Genomic DNA, 23,054 nt, shown 5'->3' with positions numbered 1-23,054 from the left:
CGTCACCGTGCCGTGCGGCTTCGACCCGCGCCGGCGCCGCATCCCGCCTGTTCCCACATTCCGCGTAACCGCGCGCTATGATCGTCGAGTGGCACCGGACACGATGCCCGTGCGCCGTCGTACGGCATGCGCTGTCAGATCGGCTGCCTGTCGCCGACTAACGATTCCAGGGGCGATCCTGGTGCCGCCGCCGTGCCGCACTGCACGACGGGTTGCGTCCCGCCTCGCCTGTTGCTTGTCCCGTTCGATTGCCGTTCCGTCCAGGAGGCCGTATCGATGAGCACGCTCACCAATTCCCTCAAACAACGCCTGCGTGATGGCGACGATCCGCTGTACGGCCTGTGGCTGTCGCTCGGCAGCGAGTCGGCCGCGGAAGCGCTTGCGCATGCCGGCTACGACTGGCTCTGCATCGACATGGAGCATGCGCCGAACGACAGCCGCGACGTGGCCTCGCAGCTGCGCGCGATCGCGGCCGCCCACCTGCCGAGCGAGCCCGTCGTGCGGGTGCCGGCGCGCGAGCCGTGGCTCGTGAAGCGCGCGCTCGACGCCGGCGCGCGCACGCTGATGTTCCCCGGCATCGAGACGCCCGACGAAGCCGCGCACGCGGTGCGGCTCACGCGCTATCCGTCGCCCGATTCGCCCGACGGGCTGCGCGGCGTCGCGGGCATGGTGCGCGCGGCGGCATTCGGCATGCGCCGCGATTACGTGCAGACGGCGAACGCGCAGGTCGCGGTGATCGTGCAGATCGAATCGGCGCGCGGTGTCGACGAAGTCGAGCGGATCGCGGCGACGCCGGGCATCGACTGCCTGTTCGTCGGCCCGGCCGATCTCGCGGCGAGCCTCGGGCATCTCGGCGACATCCGCCACCCGGACGTCGAAACCGCGATGGCGCGCGTGCTGGCGGCCGGCCGGCAGGCCGGCGTCGCGGTCGGCATCTTCGCCGGCGACACGGCGGCCGCGCGCCAGTACCGCGAGGCCGGCTACCGGATGATCACGGTGTCGGCCGACGTGAGCTGGCTGTTGCGCGCGACGCGGCAGGCATTGCAGGAGGTACGGTCATGAACGGCGGCAGCGGTGAATGCGGCGTGCGCGCGCGGATCGGCGTGATGGTCGGCCTGTGGGCCCTGTGTATCGCGGCGGCCGCGCAGGGCACGCCGCAAGCGAAGCCCGATCCGTCGCGCGAGACGCAGTCGGCGGTCGCGGACTACAACGCCGGCGACTATCGCGCGGCGCTGGTGCAGTTCCACGACGCGGCCGAGCGCGGCGATCGTCTCGCGCAATTCAACTACGCGATGATGCTGCTGACGGGCGAGGGCGTGACCGCGAACGTCGACGAAGGGTTGCGCTGGCTGAAGCGCGCGGCCGACGCGAACATGTCGCATGCGCAATACGTGTACGGCCGGATGTTCGACGACGGCGAGTTCGTCGCGCGCGACCCGGCCGAAGCGCATCGCTGGTTCCTGCGGGCGGCGAAGCAGGGGCACGTGCAGGCCGAGCTGTCGCTCGCGAACCAGTTCCTCGACGGGCGCGGCACGCCGCGCGACAACCGGCAGGCGTTCGGGTGGTACAAGCAGGCCGCCGACGCCGGCGAGCCGACCGCGCAGTACGTGACCGCGTCGTTCTACGAGCGCGGCGGCGACGGCGTCGCGCAGAACCTGAACATCGCGCGGGCGTATTACGCGGCGGCGGCCGCGCAGGGCGACGAGACGGCCGGGCTGAAATTCAAGGAGCTGAGCGCGCGGCTGAAGTCGCAGGGGCCGGCACCGGGCGGAGCGGCGGAGCCGGGCGGGCCGCACGCGCCGCCGCCATGAGCGCACGCGGCGTTGTGGTCCGCTCCATGAAAAACGGCGCCCCGGAGCGCCGTTTTCCTCGACCGCGGCGCAGGCCGCGCGGTCAGCTCTTCATCAGCCGCCGCTGCCGCCCGACGCTCATGATCATCCCGATCGCGATGCCGAGCGTCGTGAGCGCGGTGCCGCCGTAACTCATGAACGGCAGCGGCACGCCGACGACCGGCAGCACGCCGCTCACCATCCCGATGTTGACGAACGCGTAGACGAAGAACGCGAGCGTGAGCGAGCCCGCGAGCAGGCGGCCGAACAGCGTCGCGCCTTGCGCGGCGATGTAGAGCCCGCGCGCGATCAGCGCCATGTACAGCGTCAGCAGCACGAGCCCGCCGACGAGCCCCCATTCCTCCGAGAACACCGCGAAGATGAAGTCGGTGTGCTTTTCCGGAATGAATTCGAGGTGCGCCTGCGTGCCTTTCAGATAGCCCTTGCCGAGCACGCCGCCCGAGCCGATCGCGATCACGGCCTGGATCGTGTGGAAGCCCTTGCCCAGCGGGTCGGAGGTCGGGTCGAGCAGCGTGCACACGCGGTGCTTCTGGTAATCGTGCATCAGCGGCCACTGCACGTCCGGCTGGCAGATGCGCTCCTCGAACACCGCGATCGAGCCGACCGCGATCACGCCCGCGACGAGCACCGGCACGATCAGCTTGAACGACAGGCCGGCAAGGTAGATCACGAAGAAGCCGGCCGCGAACACGAGCAGGCCCGTGCCGAGGTCGGGCTGCTTCGCGATCAGCCCGACCGGCACCATCAGGATCCCGAACGCGGCGACGAAGTCGTACCAGCGCAGCCCGCCCTCGCGGCGCTGGTAGTACCACGCGAGCATCAGCGGTGTCGCGATCTTGAGGATTTCGGACGGCTGGATCACGACGCCGACGTTCAGCCAGCGCTTCGCGCCCTTCTTGGTCATCCCGAACAGCGCGACCGCAACCAGCAGCGCGACCCCGAACGTATAGAGCGGGACCGCGAAGCGCATCAGCGTGGTCGGCGGAATGTTGGCGATCACCCACATCAGCACGAAGGTCAGCAGGATGTTGCGCAGCTGATCCTCGACGCGGCCCGGCATGTCGATCGATGCGCTGTACAGCGTGACGATGCCGACGCACAGCAGCAGGAACACGATGAGGGCGAGCGGGCGGTCGAAGCCCGCGAACATCTGCTTGATCTTGTCGAGCCAGGCGCGCTTGTCGAATTGCATGCCTTTCTCCGTTAATGAGCGGTGCCGGCGTCCGCCGCTTTCGCGGGGGCCGTCGCACGGTGGTTGTCGTCCCGCGGCGCGGCGGCGAGCGGCTGCGCATCGCTGGCGGGCCGGCGCGGCCGGTGCGGGCGCCGGATCGGCGGCAGGCTCGCGGCCCTCGGCGCCGCGGCGCTCGCGTCGGCCGGCTGGGCCGCGCTGGCGGCTGCGTCCGATGCGGCGGCGGCCGAGGCAGCCGATGCCGCATCCGCCGCGCTGGCCGCGGTCGGCACGACCGGCTGCGGCAGCGCCTTGAAGCCGGCCGCGACGGCGGCGGGCTTGGTCGCATCGCCGATCACCGGTGCGCTGATGGGTTCGGTCGCCGACGCGGCGGCCGCCACGGCCGCCGCCTCGTTCTTCGGGTTCTGGCGCTCGACCAGGTAGTAGTCGAGCACGCGGCGCGCGATCGGGCCGGCGGCCTGCGCGCCCCAGCCGCCGTTCTCGACGACCAGCGCGATGGCGATCTGCGGGTGGTCGACCGGCGCGTACGCGATGAACAGCGCGTGGTCGCGCAGGTGCTCGGCGAGCAGGTGGCCCTTGTAGTTCGAGCCCTGCAGCGAGAACACCTGCGCGGTACCGGTCTTGCCGGCCGCGAGGTACGGCGCGCCGCGGAATACCTTGTACGCGGTGCCGGACGGGTTCTCGATCACGTTCTCCATCCCGCGCTTCACGACGTCGATGTCGGCCGCCTTGAGCGGGATCACCTCGCTTTCCTTCGGCACGGTCAGGTGGCGCGCGCGCGTGATCGGATCCTCGACTTCCTTCACGAGGTGAGGCTTCATCACGACGCCGTTGTTCGCGAGCGTCGCGGTCGCGTGAGCGAGCTGCAGGATCGTGAACGAGTTGTAGCCCTGGCCGATCCCGAGGCTGATCGTTTCGCCGTCGAACCACTTCTGCTGCGCGGCCTTCTTGAACGCCTTCTTCTTCCAGTCGGTCGACGGCAGGATCCCGCGCGCCTCGCCCTGGATGTCGATCCCGGTGATCTGGCCGAAGCCGAACGGCTTCATGAAGTTGGCGATCGCGTTCACGCCGAGGTCGCGCGCGAGCATGTAGAAGTAGGTGTCGTTCGACACCATGATCGCCTTGTTCATGTCGACCCAGCCCTGGCCCGAACGCACGTCGTTGCGGAACGTGTGGCCGCCGAACGTGAAGTAGCCGGGATCCTGGAAGCCCCAGCCCGGCGTGCGCTTGCCGAGCGTCAGGCCCGCGAGCGCCATGAACGGCTTGTAGGTCGAGCCGGGCGGGTAGGTGCCGTGCAGCGGGCGGTTCAGCAGCGGCTTGTCCGGCGAGTTGTTCAGCTCGTCCCAGGTCTGCTGGTCGATGCCGTCGACGAACGAGTTCGGGTCGAAGCTCGGCGACGACACGAACGCGAGCACGTCGCCCGTTTTCGGCTCGATCGCGACGAGCGCGCCGCGCTTGCCGGCGAACGCCTGCTCGGCGACCTGCTGCAGCCCGATGTCGAGGGACAGCACGAGGTTGTTGCCGGGCGTCGCCTGCGTGCGCGACAGCGTGCGCACCGGCCGGCCGCCGGCCGTCACCTCGACTTCCTCGAAGCCCGTCAGCCCGTGCAGCTCGGTCTCGTAGCTCTGCTCGACGCCGATCTTGCCGATGTAGTCGGTGCCCTTGTAGTTGTTCGCGTCGCGGCGCGGATCGTAGTTTTCCTGGTCGCTGTCGTTGTCGTCGCTCATCGCGTCGATGCGATCCTGGTCGCGCTTCGAGATCCGGCCGATGTAGCCGATCACGTGCGCGGCCGTCATGCCGAGCGGATATTGCCGGAACAGCCGCGCGCGCACGTCGACGCCGGGGAAGCGGAAGCGCTGCGCGGTGAAACGCGCGACTTCCGCGTCGGTGAGCCGCGTGCGGATCGGCAGGCTCTCGAAGTTCTTCGAGTCTTCCTGCAGCTTCTTGAAGCGGCGGCGGTCGCGCGCGTCGATCGGGACGATCTCGGACAGCTTGTCGATCGTGTTGTCGAGCGTGTCGTCGAGCTTCGACGGCGTGATCTCGAGCGTGTACGCCGAATAGTTCTTCGCGAGGATCACGCCGTTGCGGTCGGTGATGATCCCGCGGTTCGGCACGATCGGCGCGACCGAGATGCGGTTCTCCTCGGCCTGCAGCGCGTATTTGCCGTGCTGCATCAACTGCAGGTAGAAGAAGCGGCTCGCGAGCAGCCCGAAGCAGACGAACACGAACACGCCCGCCGCCGCGACGCGCAGGCGGAACTTCGAGAGCTGCTGTTGGGTGTCGTTGAATTCGGTCATGCGGTTAGGGGCGGTCTGGCCCGCGCGGGCGGGCGAGGTGCCGCCCCTGGGCGCAACGGGCGTGGGGGCGGCGGGTATTCAAGGTCGGTCCGGCTCAGATGGGGCGCGTGTCGTCCGGATCGACCGGGCGGCGTTGCGGCATCAGCAGCAGGTGGCTCGCGATCGGCCACAGCGCGGCTTCGACGAAGCCGTCGACGAGATAGCGCCAGCCCGGGAACGCCGCGCCCATCAGCAGACGGATCACGAACGGCACGAGCTGCGCGACGACGAGCAGTGGCGTCACATACAGCACCTGCACGCCGATCGGCATCCACAGCACGCGGCGGTGGATCGTGATCGCGCCGTACGACAGCAGCGTATAGGCGAGCGCGTGCTCGCCGAGCAGCCCCGCGTCGTGCACGTCCATCAGGATGCCGAGCGCGAACGCGACGCCCATCCCGACCTTGCGCGGCTGATGGATGTTCCAGAACAGCAGCACGAGCGCGACGAAGTCGGGCACGCCGGGCAGGCGGCCCCACGGCATCAGGTTCAGCAGGAACGCGGCGGCGAGGCTGAAGACGATGAAGTACGGATTGACCGGCTGCAGGATGTATTGCGGGCGGTTCATCGCTGGGCTCCTGGTTGCCCGGCCGCGGGCTTCGCGGGCGCGGCGGCCGGCTTGGCCGGAGCGGCGGGCGCCGCCGGTGCAGGCTTCGCGGCCGGCGGGGTCGCGGCGGCCGGCTTCGCGTTCGCGTCGGCCTTCTCGCCCTTCGCGGCGGCTTTCGCGCCCTTCTTGCCCTTCGCGTTCTTGTCGGCGGCCGGATCGGGCTCGGCCGGGCGCGGCGGGATGTCGTTCTGGTAATGCAGCACGAGCATCTGGCGCGCGCCGCGCACGGCGGCGATCGGCGCGCAGGTCACGCGTGCGAATGCGGTATCGGCGAGCTTGTCGACGCGCGCGACCTTCGCGACCGGCAGGCCGGGCGGATAGACGCCGTCGAGGCCGCTCGTGACGAGTTCGTCGCCGGCGACGAGATCCGCGCTCGTCGGCACGAAGCGCAGGTCGAGCGAATCGCCCTTCGGCGTGCCGTAGATCACGCTGCGCAGGCCGGTGCGCAGCACCTGCACGGGAATCGCGAGATCGCGGTCGGTGACCAGCGTGACTTCGGCCTGCAGCGGGAACACGCGCGTGACCTGGCCGATCACGCCGTCCTCGCTGACGACGGGCGAGCCGTTCTGGATGCCCTGTTGCGAGCCTTGTCCGATCACGATCTTCTGCGTGAACGGATCGCTCGTGTCGTACTGGATCTCGACCGGCGTCGATTGCGTCGCGATGTGCTGGCGCAGCTCGAGCACCGCGCGCAGGTGCGCGTTTTCCTGCGTGAGCACGGCGGCCTGGTTGGCCTGCGTGGACAACTGCAGGTTGCGTTTGCGCAGATCGTCGTTCTCGTGGCGCAGCGACGCGCCGGTGACGGCGATGTCGGCCGCGCCCATGAACAGGTCGCGCGGCACGAGTGCCGCGCGCTGCAGCGGATAGAGCACGGTGCCGAGCACGCCGCGCACGATTTCGAGCGTGCTGAAGCGCGCGTCCGACACGAGGAGCGCGATGGCGAGGGCAACGAAGAAGATGAGCCGCGCGAGCGCGGGCGGACCTTGCTTGAAGAGGGGCGGCGGACTGTATTCCATGGTCGGCGCCGGGCGCGTGTGATCGGTTAAATGATGCTCAGACGCGCAAACGGCGCGGCGGTTCGTTCTGAACGAGCGATCCGGCCACGCCGCGGGTGCGTCATGTCAGGGAACTGCCTAGACGATCACTCGTACGAGAAGATGCTGCCCAGCTTGTCCATGCGCTCGAGCGCCATGCCCGAACCGCGCACGACGCAGGTGAGCGGATCTTCGGCGACGAGCACCGGCAGGCCGGTTTCTTCCGCGAGCAGGCGATCGAGGTCGCGCAGCAGCGCGCCGCCGCCCGTCAGCATCATCCCGCGTTCGGCGATGTCGGCGCCGAGTTCCGGCGGCGTCTGCTCGAGCGCGATCTTCACCGACGACACGATCTGGTTCAGCGGATCGGTCAGCGCCTCGAGGATTTCGTTGCTCGAGATCGTGAAGCTGCGCGGAATGCCTTCCGACAGGTTGCGGCCCTTCACTTCCATTTCCTTGACTTCGGAGCCCGGGAACGCGGAGCCGATTTCCTTCTTGATCGCCTCGGCGGTCTGTTCGCCGATCAGCATCCCGTAGTTGCGGCGGATGTAGTTGACGATCGCCTCGTCGAACTTGTCGCCGCCGACGCGCACCGAACCCTTGTACACGATGCCGCCGAGCGAGATCACGCCGACTTCGGTCGTGCCGCCGCCGATGTCGACGACCATCGAGCCGGTGGCTTCCGACACCGGCAGGCCCGCGCCGATCGCGGCCGCCATCGGCTCCTCGATCAGGTAGACCTGCGATGCGCCGGCGCCGTGCGCGGCTTCCTTGATCGCGCGGCGCTCGACCTGGGTCGAGCCGCACGGCACGCAGATGATGATGCGCGGCGACGGCGAGAACATGCGCGATTCATGAGCGGTCTTGATGAACTGCTTGATCATCTGCTCGGTGACGGTGAAGTCGGCGATCACGCCGTCCTTCATCGGGCGGATCGCCTCGATGTTGCCCGGCACCTTGCCGAGCATCTGCTTGGCTTCCTTGCCGACCGCCTGGATCGTCTTCTTGCCGTTGGGGCCGCCTTCCTGGCGGATCGACACGACGGACGGCTCATCGAGGACGATGCCCTTGCCGCGCATGTAGATCAGGGTGTTTGCGGTGCCGAGGTCGATCGCAAGATCGTTGGAGAAGTAGCTGCGCAAAAAACCGAACATTCAGAATCCTGTTTCGCTCTGGGCCGGCCCTGCTTAGCGGACGCTGAGGGCGGCAGCGGAAAAAATAACAGCCTCGGGAAGCGTGGCGGAAGCGGCCGCCGCGGCGCACGAAGCTGCGAGTGATGTCTACCGGGGATCGCACGAAGCACGCACGGCTTGCCGAAGCGGGGCGAAACGGTGCGGGAAAAGGCTGCCGGGTTTGGGTCGAACGCGTAATGATACCTTATAATTTCACGGTATTTGAATCGAAACGGGCGGTATTTTTGCCGCTTCGGCCCCGATTTTTGAGGGTGGGATCGCACCCTCCAACCCCCCGCCGCAGCGCTGCTTTCGATGCGCTGCGCAGCCTTGTTTTTCCGGTGATCGCATGGCCCTGACCCTGACCGATGTGAAACGCATCGCGCACCTCGCGCGACTCGAAATGGCCGACGCCGACGCCGAGCACATGCTCGGCCAGCTCAATGAATTCTTCGGGCTCGTCGAGCAGATGCAGGCGGTCGACACCGCCGGCATCGCGCCGCTCGCCCACCCGATCGAACAGATCCAGCAAGTCGCGCAGCGCCTGCGCGACGACGCCGTGACGGAAGTCGTCAATCGCGACGACAACCAGCGTCCGGCGCCGGCCGTCCAGGACGGCCTCTACCTCGTGCCGAAGGTGATCGAGTAAGCATTCGATGACAAGCGCGCCGGCCGCCCTGCGCCGCGCGCCACCCAGAATTCCCAGGAAAACCACTCAATGCACGCAAAAAGCCTCACCGAACTGCGCGCCGCGCTCGCCGCCAAGGAGTGCTCGGCCGTCGAGCTCGCGCAGCTCTACCTGAAGCGGATCGACGCCGCACGCGACCTGAACGCGTTCGTCCAGGTCGACGCCGACCTGACCCTCGCGCAGGCGAAAGCCGCCGACGCGGAACTCGCGCGCGGCGCGGGCGGCGCGCTCACCGGCCTGCCGATCGCGCACAAGGACGTCTTCGTCACGCGCGGCTGGCGCTCGACCGCCGGCTCGAAGATGCTCGCGAACTACGAGAGCCCGTTCGACGCGACCGTCGTCGCCCGCCTGCAGGCGGCCGGCATGGTCACGCTCGGCAAGACCAACATGGACGAGTTCGCGATGGGCTCGTCGAACGAGAATTCCGCGTTCGGCGCGGTGAAGAACCCGTGGGACACGAACGCCGTGCCGGGCGGCAGCTCGGGCGGCAGCTCGGCCGCCGTCGCCGCGCGCCTCGCGCCGGCGGCAACCGGCACCGACACCGGCGGCTCGATCCGCCAGCCCGCGTCGTTCGCGGGCGTGACGGGCATCAAGCCGACCTACGGCCGCGTGTCGCGCTACGGGATGATCGCGTTCGCGTCGTCGCTCGACCAGGGCGGCCCGATGGCGCAGAGCGCGTCCGACTGCGCGCTGCTGCTGAACGGGATGGCCGGCTTCGACGAGCGCGACTCGACGAGCCTCGAGCGCGACGACGAGGATTTCACGCGCCACCTCGGCCAGCCGTGGGCGGCCGGCAACGATGCGGGCAAGCCGCTCGCGGGCCTGCGTATCGGCCTGCCGAACGAGTATTTCGGCGACGGCCTCGCCGACGACGTGCGCGCGGCGATCGACGCGGCGCTGAAGCAGTATGAGGCGCTCGGCGCGACGCTCGTGCCGGTGTCGCTGCCGAAGACGGAACTGTCGATCCCCGTGTACTACGTGATCGCGCCGGCGGAAGCGTCGTCGAACCTGTCGCGTTTCGACGGCGTGCGTTTCGGCCATCGTGCCGCGCAGTACGGCGACCTGCTCGACATGTACAAGAAGTCGCGTGCCGAAGGCTTCGGCCCCGAGGTGAAGCGCCGCATCCTGGTCGGCACGTACGTGCTGTCGCACGGCTACTACGACGCGTACTACCTGCAGGCGCAGAAGATCCGCCGCATCATCGCGAACGATTTCCAGGAAGCGTTCAAGACCTGCGACGTGATCATGGGCCCGGCGTCGCCGACGGTCGCATGGGATCTCGGCGCGAAGGGCGACGATCCGGTGCAGATGTATCTCGCGGACATCTACACGCTGTCGGTGAGCCTCGCCGGTCTTCCCGGCATGAGCGTGCCGTGCGGCTTCGGCGCGGGCGCGAACGCGAAGCGCCCGGTCGGCCTGCAGATCATCGGCAACTATTTCAACGAAGCCCGGATGCTGCAGGTCGCCGACGCGTTCCAGCGCGCGACCGACTGGCACAAGCAAGTTCCGGCAGGGGTGTAAGCAATGGCTACTCAATGGGAAGTCGTCATCGGTCTCGAGACGCACGCGCAACTGTCGACCGTCTCGAAGATTTTCTCGGGCGCGTCGACGCAGTTCGGCGCCGAGCCGAACACGCAGGCCTGCCCGGTCGACCTGGCGCTGCCGGGCGTGCTGCCGGTGCTGAACCGCGGTGCGGTCGAGCGGGCGATCCGCTTCGGCCTCGCGATCGGCTCGACCATCGCGCCGCGCAGCATCTTCGCGCGCAAGAATTATTTCTACCCCGATCTGCCGAAGGGTTATCAGATCAGCCAGTACGAGATTCCGGTCGTGCAGGGCGGCCGGATCACGATCCAGGTGCCCGCCAACGAGAAGGCCGGCAAGCCGGCCTACGAGAAGACGGTCAACCTGACCCGTGCGCATCTCGAGGAAGATGCGGGCAAGTCGCTGCATGAGGACTTCGCCGGGATGACGGGGATCGACCTGAACCGCGCGGGCACGCCGCTGCTCGAGATCGTCACCGAGCCGGAAATGCGCAGCGCGGCCGAGGCCGTCGCGTACGCGAAGGCGCTGCACGGGCTCGTCGTGTGGCTCGGCATCTGCGACGGCAACATGCAGGAAGGCTCGTTCCGCTGCGATGCGAACGTGTCGGTACGCCCGGTCGGCCAGGAGAAGTTCGGCACGCGCGCGGAAATCAAGAACCTGAACTCGTTCCGGTTCCTCGAGGAAGCGATCAACTATGAAGTGCGTCGCCAGATCGAGCTGATCGAGGACGGCGGCGAGGTCGTGCAGGAAACGCGCCTCTACGATCCGGACAAGCGCGAGACGCGTTCGATGCGCAGCAAGGAAGACGCGCACGACTACCGCTACTTCCCCGACCCCGACCTGATGCCGCTCGTGATCGGCCAGGACTGGATCGAGCGCGTGCAGTCCGGGATGCCCGAGCTGCCGGCCGCGATGCAGCAGCGCTTCGCCGACGAGTACGGCGTGTCCGCGTACGACGCGGGCGTGCTGACGTCGAGCAAGGCGATGGCCGCGTATTTCGAGTCGGTGGTCGCGAAGGCCGGCGCGGCGAACGCGAAGACCGTCGCGAACTGGCTGATGGGCGACGTGTCGTCGCAGCTGAACCGCGACGGCATCGAGATCGACGCGATCCCCGTGTCGGCCGCGCAGCTCGCGCTGTTGCTGCAGCGCATCGCCGACGGCACGATCTCGAACAAGATCGCGAAGGAAATCTTCGCGACGATCTGGGACGAGAAGGCGACCGACGAAGGTGCGGCCGACCGCATCATCGATGCGAAGGGGCTCAAGCAGATCTCCGACACCGGCGCGCTGGAAGCGATCATCGACGACGTGCTCGCGGCGAACGCGAAGTCGGTCGAGGAATTCCGCGCGGGCAAGGAAAAGGCGTTCAACGCGCTGATCGGCCAGGCGATGAAGGCGACCAAGGGCAAGGCCAATCCGCAGCAGGTCAACGAACTGCTGAAGAAGAAGCTCGGCTGAGCATGACCGCGCGCCTGAACCGCGCTTGACGACGGGCCGCCTCGAACCAGTTCGGGGCGGCCCGTTGCGTTTGGCGGATGCGTTATCGTATGCGCCACACCGTCCAACGGAGGAACGAATGGCGAAACAACCGTCTCTCGACGATTTCCGCGTGCCTGAATTCACGCGCGAGAAGGAAGCCGCCGCATTCAAGCTCGATGCGTTCGACCCGGCCGCGAAGCCGTTTTCGTCCGGCTCGAAGGACGCCGACCGCGAACGGCTGTCGGCCGTGTCGACCGAGCTCGACGTCCAGCAGGAGCGCCTGCACACGCAGCAGAAGAAGCGTGTGCTGCTCGTGCTGCAGGGGATGGACACCAGCGGCAAGGACGGCACCGTGCGCGCGGTGTTCCGCGAGGTCGACCCGCTCGGCCTGCGCGTCGTGTCGTTCAAGGCGCCCACGCCGATCGAGGCCGCGCACGATTTCCTGTGGCGCGTGCACGCGCAGGTGCCGGCCGCGGGCGAGCTCGCGATCTTCAACCGCAGCCACTACGAAGACGTGCTGGTGCCGCGCGTGCTCGACGCGATCGACGCGAAGGAGTGCGAGCGCCGCTACCGGCAGATCCGCGATTTCGAGACGATGCTGCACGAAAACGGCACGACGATCGTCAAGTGCTTCCTGCACATCTCGAAGGACGAGCAGCGCGCGCGGCTGCAGGCGCGCATCGACGATCCGACCAAGCACTGGAAGTTCGACATCGCCGATCTCGATGCGCGCAAGCATTGGGACGCCTACCAGTCCGCGTACCGCGACGCGCTCGCCGCGACGTCGGTCGAGCATGCGCCGTGGTACGTGATCCCCGCGAACTCGAAGACGCACCGCAACGTGATGATCGCCGAGCTGCTGCTGCGCACGATGACCGACATGAAGCTGGAATTCCCGCCGCCGAAGCCCGAGCTCGAAGGCGTGAAGATCCGTTAAGCTGCCACCCTGTAAAAACATCGAACTGAACGGAACCCGACATGATGCGAGTGATTACCGCCAACCTGAACGGCATCCGCTCCGCCGCGAAGAAGGGCTTCTTCGACTGGCTCGGCGAACAGAACGCCGATTGCGTGTGCGTGCAGGAAATCAAGGTATCGGCCGACGACCTGCCGGCCGAATTCGTCGAGCCGCACGGCTTCAAGAGCTATTTCCACCACGCCGAGAAGAAGGGCTACAGCGGCGCGGGCGTGTACAGTCGCCGCGAACCCGATGACGTGATCATCGGCTTTGGCAGCAGCGAATTCGATGCCGAAGGGCGCTACGTCGAGGCGCGCTACGGCAAGCTGTCGGTCGTGTCGGTGTACGTGCCGTCCGGTTCGAGCGGCGAGGAGCGCCAGCAGGCGAAGTACCGCTTCATGGACGAATTCATGCCGCACCTCGCGCAGCTCAAGAAGAAGCGCGAGGTGATCCTGTGCGGCGACGTGAACATCGTCCACAAGGAAATCGACATCAAGAACTGGAAGAGCAACCAGAAGAACTCGGGCTGCCTGCCGGAAGAGCGTGAATGGCTCACGAAGCTGTTCGACGACGTCGGTTATGTCGACGTGTTCCGCACGCTCGACCCGCGTCCCGAGCAGTACACGTGGTGGAGCAATCGCGGCCAGGCGTACGCGAAGAACGTCGGGTGGCGGATCGACTACCAGATCGCGACGCCGGGCGTGGCCGGTACCGCGAAACGCACGTCGATCTTCAAGGACATCAAGTTCAGCGATCACGCGCCGCTGACGATCGACTACGACTACGCGAAGTGATTGCCGGCGCTGCGCCGCGTGCGCAGTCGCCGAATGCGAAACGGGCCGCATGTCGAACATGCGGCCCGTTTCGTTTGAGGCGGGGTTTACTGCTTGATCGACGCCATGTCGATCACGAAGCGGTACTTCACGTCGCTCTTCAGCATCCGCTCGTAAGCGGCATTGATCTGCTGCATCGGAATCGTCTCGATATCCGACGTGATCCCGTGCTGCGCGCAGAAGTCGAGCATTTCCTGCGTTTCCGCGATCCCGCCGATCAGCGAGCCCGCGAGGCGGCGGCGCTTGAAGATCAGGTTGAACACCTGCGGCGACGGGTGATCGTGTTCCGGCGCGCCGACGAGCGTCATCGTGCCGTCGCGCTTCAGCAGGTGCAGGAACGGGTTCAGGTCGTGCTGCGCGGCGACCGTGTTCAGGATGAAGTCGAAGCTGTTCAGGTGCGCGTTCATCTGCGCTTCGTCCTTCGAGATCACGACTTCGTGCGCGCCGACGCGCTTGCCGTCCTCGATCTTCGACGGCGACGTCGTGAACAGCACGACGTGCGCGCCCATCGCGCGCGCCAGCTTCACGCCCATGTGGCCGAGGCCGCCGAGCCCGACGATGCCGACCTTCTTGCCGGGGCCGACGTTCCACTGCCGCAGCGGCGAGTAGGTCGTGATCCCCGCGCACAGGAGCGGCGCGGCGCCGGCCGGGTCGAGCGTGTCCGGCACGCGCAGCACGAACGCCTCGTCGACGACGAGTTGCGTCGAATAGCCGCCGTACGTGACGTCGCCCGTCACGCGATCCTGGCCGTTGTAGGTGCCGACGAAGCCGTTCTCGCAATACTGCTCGAGCCCTTCGGCGCAGCTCGGGCAGGTGCGGCACGAATCGACGAGGCAGCCGACGCCGACCAGCTCGCCGACCTTGAAGCGCGAGACCTGCGGGCCGGTCGCCGTCACGCGGCCGACGATCTCATGACCCGGCACGACCGGGTAGATCGTGTTGCGCCATTCGTTGCGCGCCTGGTGCAGGTCCGAGTGGCAGACGCCGCAGTAGAGGACGTCGATCTGGACGTCGAGGTCGCGCAGCGCGCGACGCTGGAATTCGAACGGGGCGAGCGGCGACTGCGAATCGGTCGCCGCGTAGGCATAGGTAGTGCTCATGCGATGGGCTCCTTGTCCGGAACGGATCCGGCGAAACAGACTGCCGTCGCATCATGTGGCGATGCGGCGAGGCAGGACGTCATCGTAAGGATCGCGGCGCGCCGGCGAAATACACGAAGGTCTCGAAGATTTGCCTATTCCTCTTGAACTGCACGCGAACAGCCGTCAAAACGCGTGCAGGCTGCTACATTGCAAGCCAGATTCTCTTGCCGCGCAGGACCACGCCGATGAGCTTCCAACCCCTTTTGGCCGACGCGGGCGACCGCGTGCAGCGCCGCATGATCGAGCTGCACACGCATCTCGCGCCGAACGAGGGCGATACGCTCGCGGCGCTCGACGGCGTGCGCCTGATCCGCGTGAGCCGTCCCGTGCCGCGCCTGCCCGTGCTGTACGAACCGAGCATCATCGTCGTGTGCCAGGGGCGCAAGCTCGGCTATCTCGGCGACCGCTCGTTCGTCTACGACGCGCAGCAGTACCTGGTGCTGTCGGTGCCGCTGCCGTTCGAATGCGAGACCTTCGCGAGCATGGACGAGCCGTTTCTCGCGATCTCGATCCGCGTCGACCTCGCGGTGATCGCCGAGCTCGCGATCTTGCTCGACGAGACGCTCGGCGCGGCCGTCAGCGAACCGCTCGGCGTCTATTCGACGCCGCTCGACGCGCCGCTGGCCGACGCGGTCGTGCGGCTGCTCGAAGCGCTTGCATCGCCGCACGACACGCGCGTGCTGGGGCCCGCGATCATGCGCGAGATCGCCTATCGCGTGCTGACGGGCGAGCAGGGCGACGCGATGCGCGCGGCGCTCGTGCAGCAGCATCACTTCGGCCGTATCGCGAAGGCGCTGCGGCGCATCCATGCGGAACTGAACGCCGACCTCGACGTCGAGACGCTCGCGCGCGAGGCCGGAATGAGCCTCGCGGTGTTCCACGCGCAGTTCAAGCACGTGACGGCGACGTCGCCGATGCAGTACGTGAAGGCCGCGCGGCTGCACCAGGCGCGGCTGATGATGGTGCAGGACGGGATGGGCGCCGGCACGGCGGCCGCGCGCGTCGGTTATGCGAGCGCGTCGCAGTTCAGCCGCGAGTTCAAGCGGCTGTTCGGCCGCAGCCCCGGTGACGAGGTGCGCTGGATGCGTGAAAGCGGGGTCCGCCCGGTCGCGACCGGGGTGGACGCGTAGCGTCCGGCGTTACCCGGCGGCGCGCCGGACGACCTTGCGCCGTTGCGCGCTGATGCCCGCATAGTCGGGCAGCGCGTCGACCCGCTTGCCGATCGCCTTCGCATACAGCGGAATCAGGTCGGGCAGCCGGTTCAGCAGGTCCTGGCGTCGCGCGGTGCTGTATGGGTGCGTGTAGATGAAGCCCGTCGCCTTGTTCGCGCGCGTCGCGACCGCGAGCTTGTCCCACAGCGTGATCGCGGCGCGCGGATCGAAGCCCGCGCGTGCGGCGATGTCGCCGCCGATCACGTCGGCTTCGGTCTCGTCGGTCGGCTCGTAGTGAAGCGACTGCAGGCGCTCGCCGAGATTCAGCGCCTGCGGCAGCGGATCGCCGACGTCGAACAGCGGCGGCAGCGCGGCCGCCCGCAGCGACGTCTGCGACGTCGCGCTGAAGTTGCTGCGCGCGTGTTCGCGCAGCGCGTGCGCGATGCCGTGCGCGAGCAGCACGCCGAGCTCGTCGTCGTTCAGGCGGATGCGGTCGAGCATGCCGCCGTACACGAGCACCTTGCCGCCCGGCAGGCAGGTCAGGCGGATGTCGCGCGAGCGGATCGCGTTGACGTCCCAGGCCCAGCTCTTCACGCGGTCGTTCCACTTCACCGAATACGGCGCGAGCTTCGCGACGATCGCGCGCAGGCGTTTCACGCGCGGCTGGTTCGCGGGCAGCAGCCGGTTGCTGTCGGCGGCCGTCTGCACGATCTGCGCATATTCGTTCGCGGTGAGCTGTTCGAGCAGTGGCGACGGGATCAGCGTGCGGAACGCGATCGCGTTGCCGTAGCGGACCTGCTGCTGAGGCGTTTGCGCATACGCCTTCGCCGGCGCGGCGGCGCCCGTCGGCTGCGCGGCTTCGGCGGCGGACGGTGCCGCGGGCGCGGCGGAAGTCGCCGGCGCGGGCGGTGCGGCAGGCCCGGAGCCCGCCGCGGTCGCGGCGGCGTCGGATGCGTGCGCGAACGACGCCGCAAGTGCCGCGGCGCCGATGCTCAGCGAGGCCGCCGCGCGCGCGACGCGGTGCAGGCGGTCACTGCGCACGGCTGGCCTCGCCGTTGCGGGCGGTACCGTTCCACGGCGCGATCTTGAACAGCAGCAGCATGCCGGGAATCGCGAGCGCGGTACACACGATGAAGTAGTCGAACCAGCCGATCTTCGCGACGATGAAGCCGCTCGCGGCCGACGCGAGCGTGCGCGGCACCGACGCGAGGCTCGTGAACAGCGCGAACTGCGTGGCCGTGTAGCGCGGGTCGGTCGTGCTCGCGATATAGGCGACGAACGCGGCCATCGTCAGGCCCGTCGTGAAGGTTTCGAACCCGTAGACGATCGCGAGCGCGACCGTCATCGGGCTGAATTGCGGCGCGACGGCGATGCCGAATACCGACAGCGCCGATGCGATCGCATGGCTCGTCGAGACGGTGAAGTCGTACAGCATCGCGAGCACCGGCGAGCCGGGGCCGAGCTGCGCGAGCCACGCGAAGCCGAGCGTCGACACCATCTGCAGCGCGCCGAAGATCCACAGCCCGCGACCGATGCCGATCTTCACGAGCCAGATGCCGCCGATGATGCCGCCGGCGACGCTCGCGACGAGCGCGGTGGTCTTCGCGACGATGCCGATCTCGGTGCGCGAGAAGCCGATGTCGAGGAAGAACGACGTCGACAGCGTGGTGGCCATCGTGTCGCCGATCTTGAACAGGAAGATGAACGCGATGACGAGCAGCGCGCCGGCCCAGCCGTCGCGCTGGATGAATTCGCGGAACGGCAGCACGATCGCGTCGCGCAGGTTGCGCGGCGGCGTGCCGACCACTTCGGGCTCGCGCACGAGCAGCGTCATCAGGATGCCCGGCAGCATGAACGCGCCGGTGAGCGCGAACACCGCGTCCCACGGCATGTGGTCGGACAGGATCAGCGCCAGCGAGCCGGGGATCAGCGCGGCGAGCTTGTACGCGTTCACGTGCACCGCGTTGCCGAGGCCCTGCTCGGTGTCGCGCAGCAGCTCGCGGCGGTACGCGTCGATCACGATGTCGGAGCTCGCGCCGAAGAACGCGACGAGCGTCGTGAGCGCGGCGACCGTCCAGATCGAGTCGCGCGGCGACACGAAGCCGAGCGCGGCGATCGCGCCGGCGACCAGCACCTGCGTGAGCAGCATCCAGCCGCGCCGGCGGCCCGGCCGCCAGCCGGGCAGGCGCGGGATGTAGCGGTCCATCAGCGGCGCCCACAGGAACTTCCACGTATACGGGAACTGGATCAGCGCGAACAGGCCGATTTCCTTCAGGTTCACGCCCTCGGAGCGCAGCCATGCCTGCACCAGGTAGACGAGCGTGAAGAGGGGCAGGCCTGACGTGAAGCCGAGGAACACGCAGATCAGCATGTGCGTGTTCAGATAGGCTCGCCAGCCGGGGTGATCCTCGTGAGCGGTGAGTGCGGGCGCCTCGTGTGGCGTTTTCGACATGGACTGGAACTGGGTAGCGTTGACTGATTGCGGCGGCAGCGCGCGGCGGGGGCGGCGCGGGCCGGGCCCGGCGTCCGTCAACGGCCCCCCGGCTCAGCTGCGCTTGACGCGGTAGACAGCAAGACTACCACGCCAGTTCGCTCCCCATCGAATCGGCTGGCCTTCGTGCAGCACGACGCGGTCGAGGATCGTGACGCCGACTTCGGGCGCGAGCGCCTCGAAATCCTTGATCGTCAGCACCCGCACGTTCGGCGTGTTGTGCCACTGGTACGGCAGCGATTTCGACACGGGCATGCGGCCGTGCAGCACCGACAGCCGGTGCGGCCAGTAGCCGAAGTTCGGGAACGACACGATGCACTCGCGGCCGACGCGCGCCGTTTCGCGCAGGATCGCGGCCGTCTGGTGGATCGTCTGCAGCGTTTGCGACAGGATCGCGATGTCGAAGCTGTGGTCCTCGAACAGCCGCAGGCCGTCCTCGAGATTCTGCTGGATCACGTTGATGCCGTTCTTCGCGCTCGCGAGCACGCCCGCGTCGTTCAGCTCGATGCCGTAGCCGGTGACGTCCAGTTCCTCCATCAGCAGCGCCAGCAGCGAGCCGTCGCCGCAGCCGAGGTCGAGGACGGTCGAGCGCGGCTCGACCCAGCGCGCGATCGTGCGGAAATCCGCGCGCGCGGACAGGGAATTCAGCGCTTGCTGGTTCATGCACCCACCTCGTTGGCGATTCGTTCGTAATACGCGCGGATCAGGTTGTGATAGCGCGCGTCGTCGAGCAGGAACGCGTCGTGACCGTGCGGCGCATCGATTTCCGCGTAGCTGACCGTGCGCTTGTTGTCGAGCAGCGCCTTCACGATCTCGCGCGAGCGCGCGGGCGCGAAGCGCCAGTCGGTCGAGAAGCTCGCGATCAGGTACTTCGCCTGCGTGTGCGCGAGCGCGGCCGTCAGGTTGCCGTCGAACGCCTTCGCCGGGTCGAAGTAGTCGAGCGCGCGCGTGATCAGCAGGTACGTGTTCGCGTCGAAGTAGTCGGCGAACTTGTCGCCCTGGTAGCGCAGGTACGACTCGACCTCGAATTCGACGTCGAAGCTGAAGTTGTACGCGTCGAGCGCGCCGTCGGCGCGGCGCAGCGCGCGGCCGAATTTCTCGGCCATGTCGTCGTCGGACAGGTACGTGATGTGGCCGATCATCCGCGCGACGCGCAGGCCGCGCTTCGGTTTCACGCCGTGCGCGTAGTAGTCGCCGCCGTGGAAGTCGGGATCGGACAGGATCGCCGAGCGCGCGACCTCGTTGAACGCGATGTTCTGCGCGGACAGCTTCGGCGTCGACGCGACGTCGATGCAGTGCGCGACGCGCTCCGGATACATCAGGCTCCACGCGAGCGCCTGCATGCCGCCGAGGCTGCCGCCCATCACCGCGGCGAAGCGCTCGATGCCGAACGCGTCGGCGACGCGCGCCTGCGCATGCACCCAGTCCTCGACGGTCACCACCGGGAACTTTGCACCGTACGGCTTGCCGGTCGACGGATCGATGCTCATCGGGCCGGTCGAGCCGAAACACGAGCCGAGGTTGTTCACGCCGATCACGAAGAAGCGGTTGGTGTCGAGCGGCTTGCCGGGGCCGACCATGTTGTCCCACCAGCCGGTGCTGCGCGGATCGTCCGCGTAGACGCCGGCGACGTGGTGCGACGCGTTGAGCGCGTGGCAGACGAGCACCGCGTTCGAGCGCGCGGCGTTGAGCTCGCCGTACGTCTCGACGACGAGCTGATAGTTGCCGATCACGCTGCCGCTTTGCAAGCGCAGCGGTTCGGCGAAGTGCATGGTCTGTGGAGCGACGATGCCGATCGATTCCATTCGTTCCGCCTTATGACTGGGCGGCTAAATGGTGTCGGCGAGGCGCGGAGTCGGAGATGCGCGGCTGACGACCTCTTTAGCCGCATTTGTAGTGAACCGCCGGGACGGAGACATCGTCAACGCCCGGCCGGTTCGCGCGCCCGCAATCGAGTCAGCAAATCGGCGCGCTCCGACCTGCCGCCCGAGGAGCGACAGTCGGCAAAGTATAGCGGAAATTGCGCGGCGCGGATTCCGGCACGCATGGCGCGGCGTGCCGCCGGGCGCCGGTCACTGCAGGATCAGCCGCAGATGCGCATCGGCCTGCTCGCCCGGCGGCTTGTGGAATCCGCCTTTCGCGAAGCGGTGCCAGCGGCCGATCACGTAGCTGACGAGCAGGCTCGCGCGGGCGGCGGGATCGTAGTCGGCCGGCAGCACGAAGGGCGTCGCGCCGTCGGGCGCCTGCGCCTCGGTGCGCGCGACGCGCAGGCATTGCTTGACGGTCGCCTCGATGCGGTCGAGCAGCTGGTTCACGCGCTCGGTCAGCCGCTCGTCCTCGCCGACCAGCGCCTCGCCGGTCAGCACGCGCGTCATCCCGGGGTTCTTCGCGGCGAAATTGAGCATCGTCAGCGCGATCGTTCGGGCCTGCAGCACGCCGTTCGGTTCCTTCGCGACGATCTGGTTGACGAGCCCGAACAGCGCCTGCTCGATGAACTCGATCAGCCCTTCGTACATCTTCGCCTTGCTGGCGAAGTGCCGGTACAGCGCGGCTTCCGACACGTCGAGCCGGGCCGCGAGCGCGGCGGTCGTGATCTTCTCGGGTTTCGGCGCCTCGAGCATCGTCGCGAGCATCTGCAGGATCATGACGCGGCGCTCGCCCGGCTTGGGGCGCGGGCGCGAGGGGGTAGCCTGGCTTTCGGTTACGGCTTGGTCCTGCGGGTAAGTCGGCTGCATTTTTGTCGCCCCGATCGTGTGCCCAGTCGGAGCGATTTTAGCGAACGAATGCGCTGGTCGACATAGTGGGGACGCCCGGTAACGGGCAGATGGCCCGGCAGGTGGCCGGTGATCCATACCGTGCCGATGCCGAGACGCTTGTAGCGCTTCAGGTGGCCGCGCGTATCCTCGACGAGGATCGCGTCGGACAGGCGAGCATGCGCGGCGCGCAGCGTCCGGCGCAGCATCGTGTGATCGGGCTTCGCGCGCCACGTGCGGCGGTCGCGCATGTGCTCGATCGCGATCACGCGCTCGAACAGCCGCTCGATGCGCAGCTCGCGCAGAACCGCGCGCGCATAGTTTTCCGGCGCGTTGGTCAGGATCAGCTTGCGGCCCGGCAGCGCGGCGACGATGCGCGCGAGGCCGCGCTCGGCGCGGACCATCGCGGGCAGGTCGGAAAACGTGTGGACCACGCGCAGGAAGTCGTGCGGGTCGATCGGGTGATGGCGCGTGAGGCCGAGCAGCGCGGCGCCGTAGCGCTCGGTGTAGCCGGTGCGCAGGCGGTCGGCTTCGGCGCGCTCGACCTGCAGCGTGTCGACGATGTACTGCGTCATCGCACGGTTGATCTCGGGAAAGATCGCGTGCGACGCGTGGTGCAGCGTGTTGTCGAGGTCGAACAGCCAGACGGGCGCGCCGGCGCGCGGCCGGCTGCGCGAGATGCGCCGGCGCCGCAGCGGGGCCGGCAGGTCGGGGCCGGGCGACTGGCGGCGTGCGCTCAATGCGAGCGGATCATCGTGCCGAACGGCTGCTCGGTCAGGATTTCCAGCAGCACCGAATGCTCGATCCGGCCGTCGACGATGTGTACCGACTTCACGCCGCTCTTCGCCGCGTCGAGCGCCGACGAGATCTTCGGCAGCATGCCGCCGGAGATCGTGCCGTCCTCGAACAGCGCGTCGATCTCGCGGGCGGACAGATCGGTCAGCAGGTTGCCGTCCTTGTCCATCACGCCGGGGATGTTGGTCATCATCAGCAGCTTCTCGGCGTTCAGCACGGTCGCGAGCTTGCCGGCGACGAGGTCGGCGTTGATGTTGTACGAGAGGCCGTCTTCGCCGAAGCCGATCGGCGAGATCACCGGAATGAACGCGTCGTCCTGCAGCGCCTTCACGACCGCCGGGTTGATCGCCTCGACTTCGCCGACCTGGCCGATGTCGATGTACTCGCCCGGGTTGTCGCGGTCCGGCATCAGCAGCTTGCGCGCGTGGATCAGGCCGCCGTCCTTGCCCGTCAGGCCCACCGCGTGACCGCCGAAGTGGTTGATCAGCATCACGATGTCCTGCTGCACTTCGCCGCCCAGCACCCACTCGACGACTTCCATCGTCTCTTCGTCGGTGACGCGCATGCCCTGGATGAAGGTGCCGGCCTTGCCGATCTTCTTCAGCGCGTGATCGATCTGCGGACCGCCGCCGTGGACGATCACCGGGTTGATGCCGACCAGTTTCAGCAGGATCACGTCGCGCGCGAAGCCCTGCTTGAGCCGCTCTTCCGTCATCGCGTTGCCGCCGTATTTGATGACCACGGTCTTGCCGTGGTAACGGCGGATGTACGGCAGCGCCTCGGCGAGGATTTCTGCTTTCAGCGTCGGGGCGATCTGCGAGAGGTCGATGGGCTCGGACATGGCGGCGGCTCTGGCTGGGAACGGTTGAAACACGGCGAATTGTACAGGAGTGGCGCAGCGCAGCATCGGGTTTTTGGGCGGCCCGGAATGCCGGCGGCGCGAGGCGGCACGGCGTGCGGCGGCCCGCCGGCTATGGCGCGGCGCGATTCCGGCGGCCGGGCGCGCGCGGTCGCGGCAGGGCGATGCGCGCCGGTTG

Annotated in this window: 21 protein-coding genes; 8 read left to right on the top strand and 13 right to left on the bottom strand. The window is 67.9% G+C overall.

Features of this window, described 5'->3' with window-relative positions:
• Positions 1-276: 276 nt before the first annotated feature.
• Positions 277-1,062 carry an HpcH/HpaI aldolase family protein gene (locus AC0KUR_RS17410; RefSeq protein WP_034190232.1) on the top strand — a complete coding sequence of 262 codons (786 nt, stop codon included), beginning with the start codon at positions 277-279 and terminating at the stop codon, positions 1,060-1,062.
• Complete coding sequence (locus AC0KUR_RS17405) at positions 1,059-1,811, top strand: tetratricopeptide repeat protein (protein WP_034190233.1); 753 nt, start codon at positions 1,059-1,061, stop codon at positions 1,809-1,811. Before AC0KUR_RS17410 ends, AC0KUR_RS17405 begins: the two co-directional genes overlap by 4 nt.
• 82 nt (positions 1,812-1,893) lie before the next feature.
• On the opposite strand, the gene rodA is transcribed toward AC0KUR_RS17405, so the two are convergent.
• The 5 genes from rodA to AC0KUR_RS17380 all read right to left on the bottom strand — a co-directional run bounded on the left by rodA (position 1,894) and on the right by AC0KUR_RS17380 (position 8,167).
• A complete protein-coding gene (gene rodA, locus AC0KUR_RS17400; protein ID WP_049028978.1) occupies positions 1,894-3,042 on the bottom strand; it encodes a rod shape-determining protein RodA in 1,149 nt (382 codons plus the stop codon).
• A gap of 11 nt (positions 3,043-3,053) precedes the next feature.
• On the bottom strand, positions 3,054-5,336 hold the full coding sequence (gene mrdA / locus AC0KUR_RS17395; RefSeq protein WP_034190235.1) for a penicillin-binding protein 2: 2,283 nt from the start codon (positions 5,334-5,336) through the stop codon (positions 3,054-3,056).
• A 94-nt stretch (positions 5,337-5,430) separates the two neighbouring features.
• On the bottom strand, positions 5,431-5,943 hold the full coding sequence (mreD, locus tag AC0KUR_RS17390) for a rod shape-determining protein MreD (protein ID WP_006482567.1): 513 nt from the start codon (positions 5,941-5,943) through the stop codon (positions 5,431-5,433).
• The gene (gene mreC, locus AC0KUR_RS17385) at positions 5,940-6,998 is read right to left on the bottom strand and encodes a rod shape-determining protein MreC (RefSeq protein ID WP_473376218.1); all 1,059 of its coding nucleotides are present in this window, start codon (positions 6,996-6,998) and stop codon (positions 5,940-5,942) included. The genes mreD and mreC overlap by 4 nt, the downstream gene beginning before the upstream one ends.
• 125 nt (positions 6,999-7,123) lie before the next feature.
• A complete protein-coding gene (locus AC0KUR_RS17380; protein ID WP_004189550.1) occupies positions 7,124-8,167 on the bottom strand; it encodes a rod shape-determining protein in 1,044 nt (347 codons plus the stop codon).
• Positions 8,168-8,534: 367 nt separating this feature from the next.
• Here AC0KUR_RS17380 and gatC point away from each other — a divergent pair, with 367 nt between their 5' ends.
• The 5 genes from gatC to AC0KUR_RS17355 all read left to right on the top strand — a co-directional run bounded on the left by gatC (position 8,535) and on the right by AC0KUR_RS17355 (position 13,646).
• Positions 8,535-8,834: an Asp-tRNA(Asn)/Glu-tRNA(Gln) amidotransferase subunit GatC gene (gatC, locus tag AC0KUR_RS17375; RefSeq protein WP_034190237.1), complete on the top strand. Its 300-nt coding sequence runs from the start codon at positions 8,535-8,537 to the stop codon at positions 8,832-8,834.
• Positions 8,835-8,903: 69 nt separating this feature from the next.
• Entirely contained in the window at positions 8,904-10,394 is a 1,491-nt protein-coding gene (gene gatA / locus AC0KUR_RS17370) for an Asp-tRNA(Asn)/Glu-tRNA(Gln) amidotransferase subunit GatA (protein WP_034190238.1), read from the top strand.
• A gap of 3 nt (positions 10,395-10,397) precedes the next feature.
• Positions 10,398-11,873: an Asp-tRNA(Asn)/Glu-tRNA(Gln) amidotransferase subunit GatB gene (gene gatB / locus AC0KUR_RS17365; RefSeq protein WP_034190239.1), complete on the top strand. Its 1,476-nt coding sequence runs from the start codon at positions 10,398-10,400 to the stop codon at positions 11,871-11,873.
• A 118-nt stretch (positions 11,874-11,991) separates the two neighbouring features.
• Positions 11,992-12,831 carry a polyphosphate kinase 2 family protein gene (locus tag AC0KUR_RS17360; protein WP_034190240.1) on the top strand — a complete coding sequence of 280 codons (840 nt, stop codon included), beginning with the start codon at positions 11,992-11,994 and terminating at the stop codon, positions 12,829-12,831.
• 41 nt (positions 12,832-12,872) lie between these two features.
• A complete protein-coding gene (locus AC0KUR_RS17355) occupies positions 12,873-13,646 on the top strand; it encodes an exodeoxyribonuclease III (RefSeq protein ID WP_034190241.1) in 774 nt (257 codons plus the stop codon).
• An 86-nt stretch (positions 13,647-13,732) separates the two neighbouring features.
• On the opposite strand, the gene AC0KUR_RS17350 is transcribed toward AC0KUR_RS17355, so the two are convergent.
• A complete protein-coding gene (locus AC0KUR_RS17350) occupies positions 13,733-14,785 on the bottom strand; it encodes an NAD(P)-dependent alcohol dehydrogenase (protein ID WP_034190242.1) in 1,053 nt (350 codons plus the stop codon).
• Between the two features lie 227 nt (positions 14,786-15,012).
• Here AC0KUR_RS17350 and AC0KUR_RS17345 point away from each other — a divergent pair, with 227 nt between their 5' ends.
• Entirely contained in the window at positions 15,013-15,957 is a 945-nt protein-coding gene (locus AC0KUR_RS17345) for an AraC family transcriptional regulator (protein ID WP_034190243.1), read from the top strand.
• Positions 15,958-15,966: 9 nt separating this feature from the next.
• Here AC0KUR_RS17345 and AC0KUR_RS17340 read toward each other — a convergent pair whose 3' ends face one another.
• The 7 genes from AC0KUR_RS17340 to argB form a co-directional block, all read right to left on the bottom strand.
• Entirely contained in the window at positions 15,967-17,019 is a 1,053-nt protein-coding gene (locus AC0KUR_RS17340; RefSeq protein ID WP_473376217.1) for a M48 family metallopeptidase, read from the bottom strand.
• Complete coding sequence (locus AC0KUR_RS17335) at positions 17,009-18,430, bottom strand: AmpG family muropeptide MFS transporter (RefSeq protein ID WP_059561492.1); 1,422 nt, start codon at positions 18,428-18,430, stop codon at positions 17,009-17,011. Before AC0KUR_RS17335 ends, AC0KUR_RS17340 begins: the two co-directional genes overlap by 11 nt.
• 93 nt (positions 18,431-18,523) lie before the next feature.
• Complete coding sequence (gene metW / locus AC0KUR_RS17330) at positions 18,524-19,132, bottom strand: methionine biosynthesis protein MetW (protein WP_034179337.1); 609 nt, start codon at positions 19,130-19,132, stop codon at positions 18,524-18,526.
• On the bottom strand, positions 19,129-20,274 hold the full coding sequence (gene metX, locus AC0KUR_RS17325) for a homoserine O-succinyltransferase MetX (RefSeq protein WP_034190246.1): 1,146 nt from the start codon (positions 20,272-20,274) through the stop codon (positions 19,129-19,131). Before metX ends, metW begins: the two co-directional genes overlap by 4 nt.
• Before the next feature lie 267 nt (positions 20,275-20,541).
• Complete coding sequence (gene slmA / locus AC0KUR_RS17320; RefSeq protein ID WP_034190247.1) at positions 20,542-21,204, bottom strand: nucleoid occlusion factor SlmA; 663 nt, start codon at positions 21,202-21,204, stop codon at positions 20,542-20,544.
• Positions 21,171-21,962: an HAD-IA family hydrolase gene (locus AC0KUR_RS17315; RefSeq protein ID WP_034190248.1), complete on the bottom strand. Its 792-nt coding sequence runs from the start codon at positions 21,960-21,962 to the stop codon at positions 21,171-21,173. The genes slmA and AC0KUR_RS17315 overlap by 34 nt, the downstream gene beginning before the upstream one ends.
• Positions 21,959-22,858, bottom strand: a complete 900-nt coding sequence (gene argB, locus AC0KUR_RS17310) for an acetylglutamate kinase (protein WP_034190249.1) — start codon at positions 22,856-22,858, stop codon at positions 21,959-21,961. Before argB ends, AC0KUR_RS17315 begins: the two co-directional genes overlap by 4 nt.
• Positions 22,859-23,054 lie beyond the last annotated feature (196 nt).

This window comes from Burkholderia sp. YHN3-13, from assembly GCF_055810675.1.
The sequence above is the reverse complement of the archived record's forward strand: the minus strand, read 5'-3'. Positions and strand labels throughout refer to the sequence as shown.

Bases quoted from the DNA above. Each gene is read 5' to 3' on its own strand.
- gatA (WP_034190238.1), top strand. From the start codon at position 8,904: ATGCACGCAAAAAGCCTCACCGAACTGCGCGCCGCGCTCGCCGCCAAG.
- metW (WP_034179337.1), bottom strand. From the start codon at position 19,132: ATGAACCAGCAAGCGCTGAATTCCCTGTCCGCGCGCGCGGATTTCCGC.
- rodA (WP_049028978.1), bottom strand. From the start codon at position 3,042: ATGCAATTCGACAAGCGCGCCTGGCTCGACAAGATCAAGCAGATGTTC.
- slmA (WP_034190247.1), bottom strand. From the start codon at position 21,204: ATGCAGCCGACTTACCCGCAGGACCAAGCCGTAACCGAAAGCCAGGCT.
- AC0KUR_RS17360 (WP_034190240.1), top strand. From the start codon at position 11,992: ATGGCGAAACAACCGTCTCTCGACGATTTCCGCGTGCCTGAATTCACG.
- AC0KUR_RS17380 (WP_004189550.1), bottom strand. From the start codon at position 8,167: ATGTTCGGTTTTTTGCGCAGCTACTTCTCCAACGATCTTGCGATCGAC.
- mreD (WP_006482567.1), bottom strand. From the start codon at position 5,943: ATGAACCGCCCGCAATACATCCTGCAGCCGGTCAATCCGTACTTCATC.
- mrdA (WP_034190235.1), bottom strand. From the start codon at position 5,336: ATGACCGAATTCAACGACACCCAACAGCAGCTCTCGAAGTTCCGCCTG.
- AC0KUR_RS17345 (WP_034190243.1), top strand. From the start codon at position 15,013: ATGAGCTTCCAACCCCTTTTGGCCGACGCGGGCGACCGCGTGCAGCGC.
- AC0KUR_RS17355 (WP_034190241.1), top strand. From the start codon at position 12,873: ATGATGCGAGTGATTACCGCCAACCTGAACGGCATCCGCTCCGCCGCG.
- AC0KUR_RS17335 (WP_059561492.1), bottom strand. From the start codon at position 18,430: ATGTCGAAAACGCCACACGAGGCGCCCGCACTCACCGCTCACGAGGAT.
- argB (WP_034190249.1), bottom strand. From the start codon at position 22,858: ATGTCCGAGCCCATCGACCTCTCGCAGATCGCCCCGACGCTGAAAGCA.
- gatB (WP_034190239.1), top strand. From the start codon at position 10,398: ATGGCTACTCAATGGGAAGTCGTCATCGGTCTCGAGACGCACGCGCAA.
- gatC (WP_034190237.1), top strand. From the start codon at position 8,535: ATGGCCCTGACCCTGACCGATGTGAAACGCATCGCGCACCTCGCGCGA.
- AC0KUR_RS17410 (WP_034190232.1), top strand. From the start codon at position 277: ATGAGCACGCTCACCAATTCCCTCAAACAACGCCTGCGTGATGGCGAC.
- mreC (WP_473376218.1), bottom strand. From the start codon at position 6,998: ATGGAATACAGTCCGCCGCCCCTCTTCAAGCAAGGTCCGCCCGCGCTC.
- AC0KUR_RS17350 (WP_034190242.1), bottom strand. From the start codon at position 14,785: ATGAGCACTACCTATGCCTACGCGGCGACCGATTCGCAGTCGCCGCTC.
- metX (WP_034190246.1), bottom strand. From the start codon at position 20,274: ATGGAATCGATCGGCATCGTCGCTCCACAGACCATGCACTTCGCCGAA.
- AC0KUR_RS17405 (WP_034190233.1), top strand. From the start codon at position 1,059: ATGAACGGCGGCAGCGGTGAATGCGGCGTGCGCGCGCGGATCGGCGTG.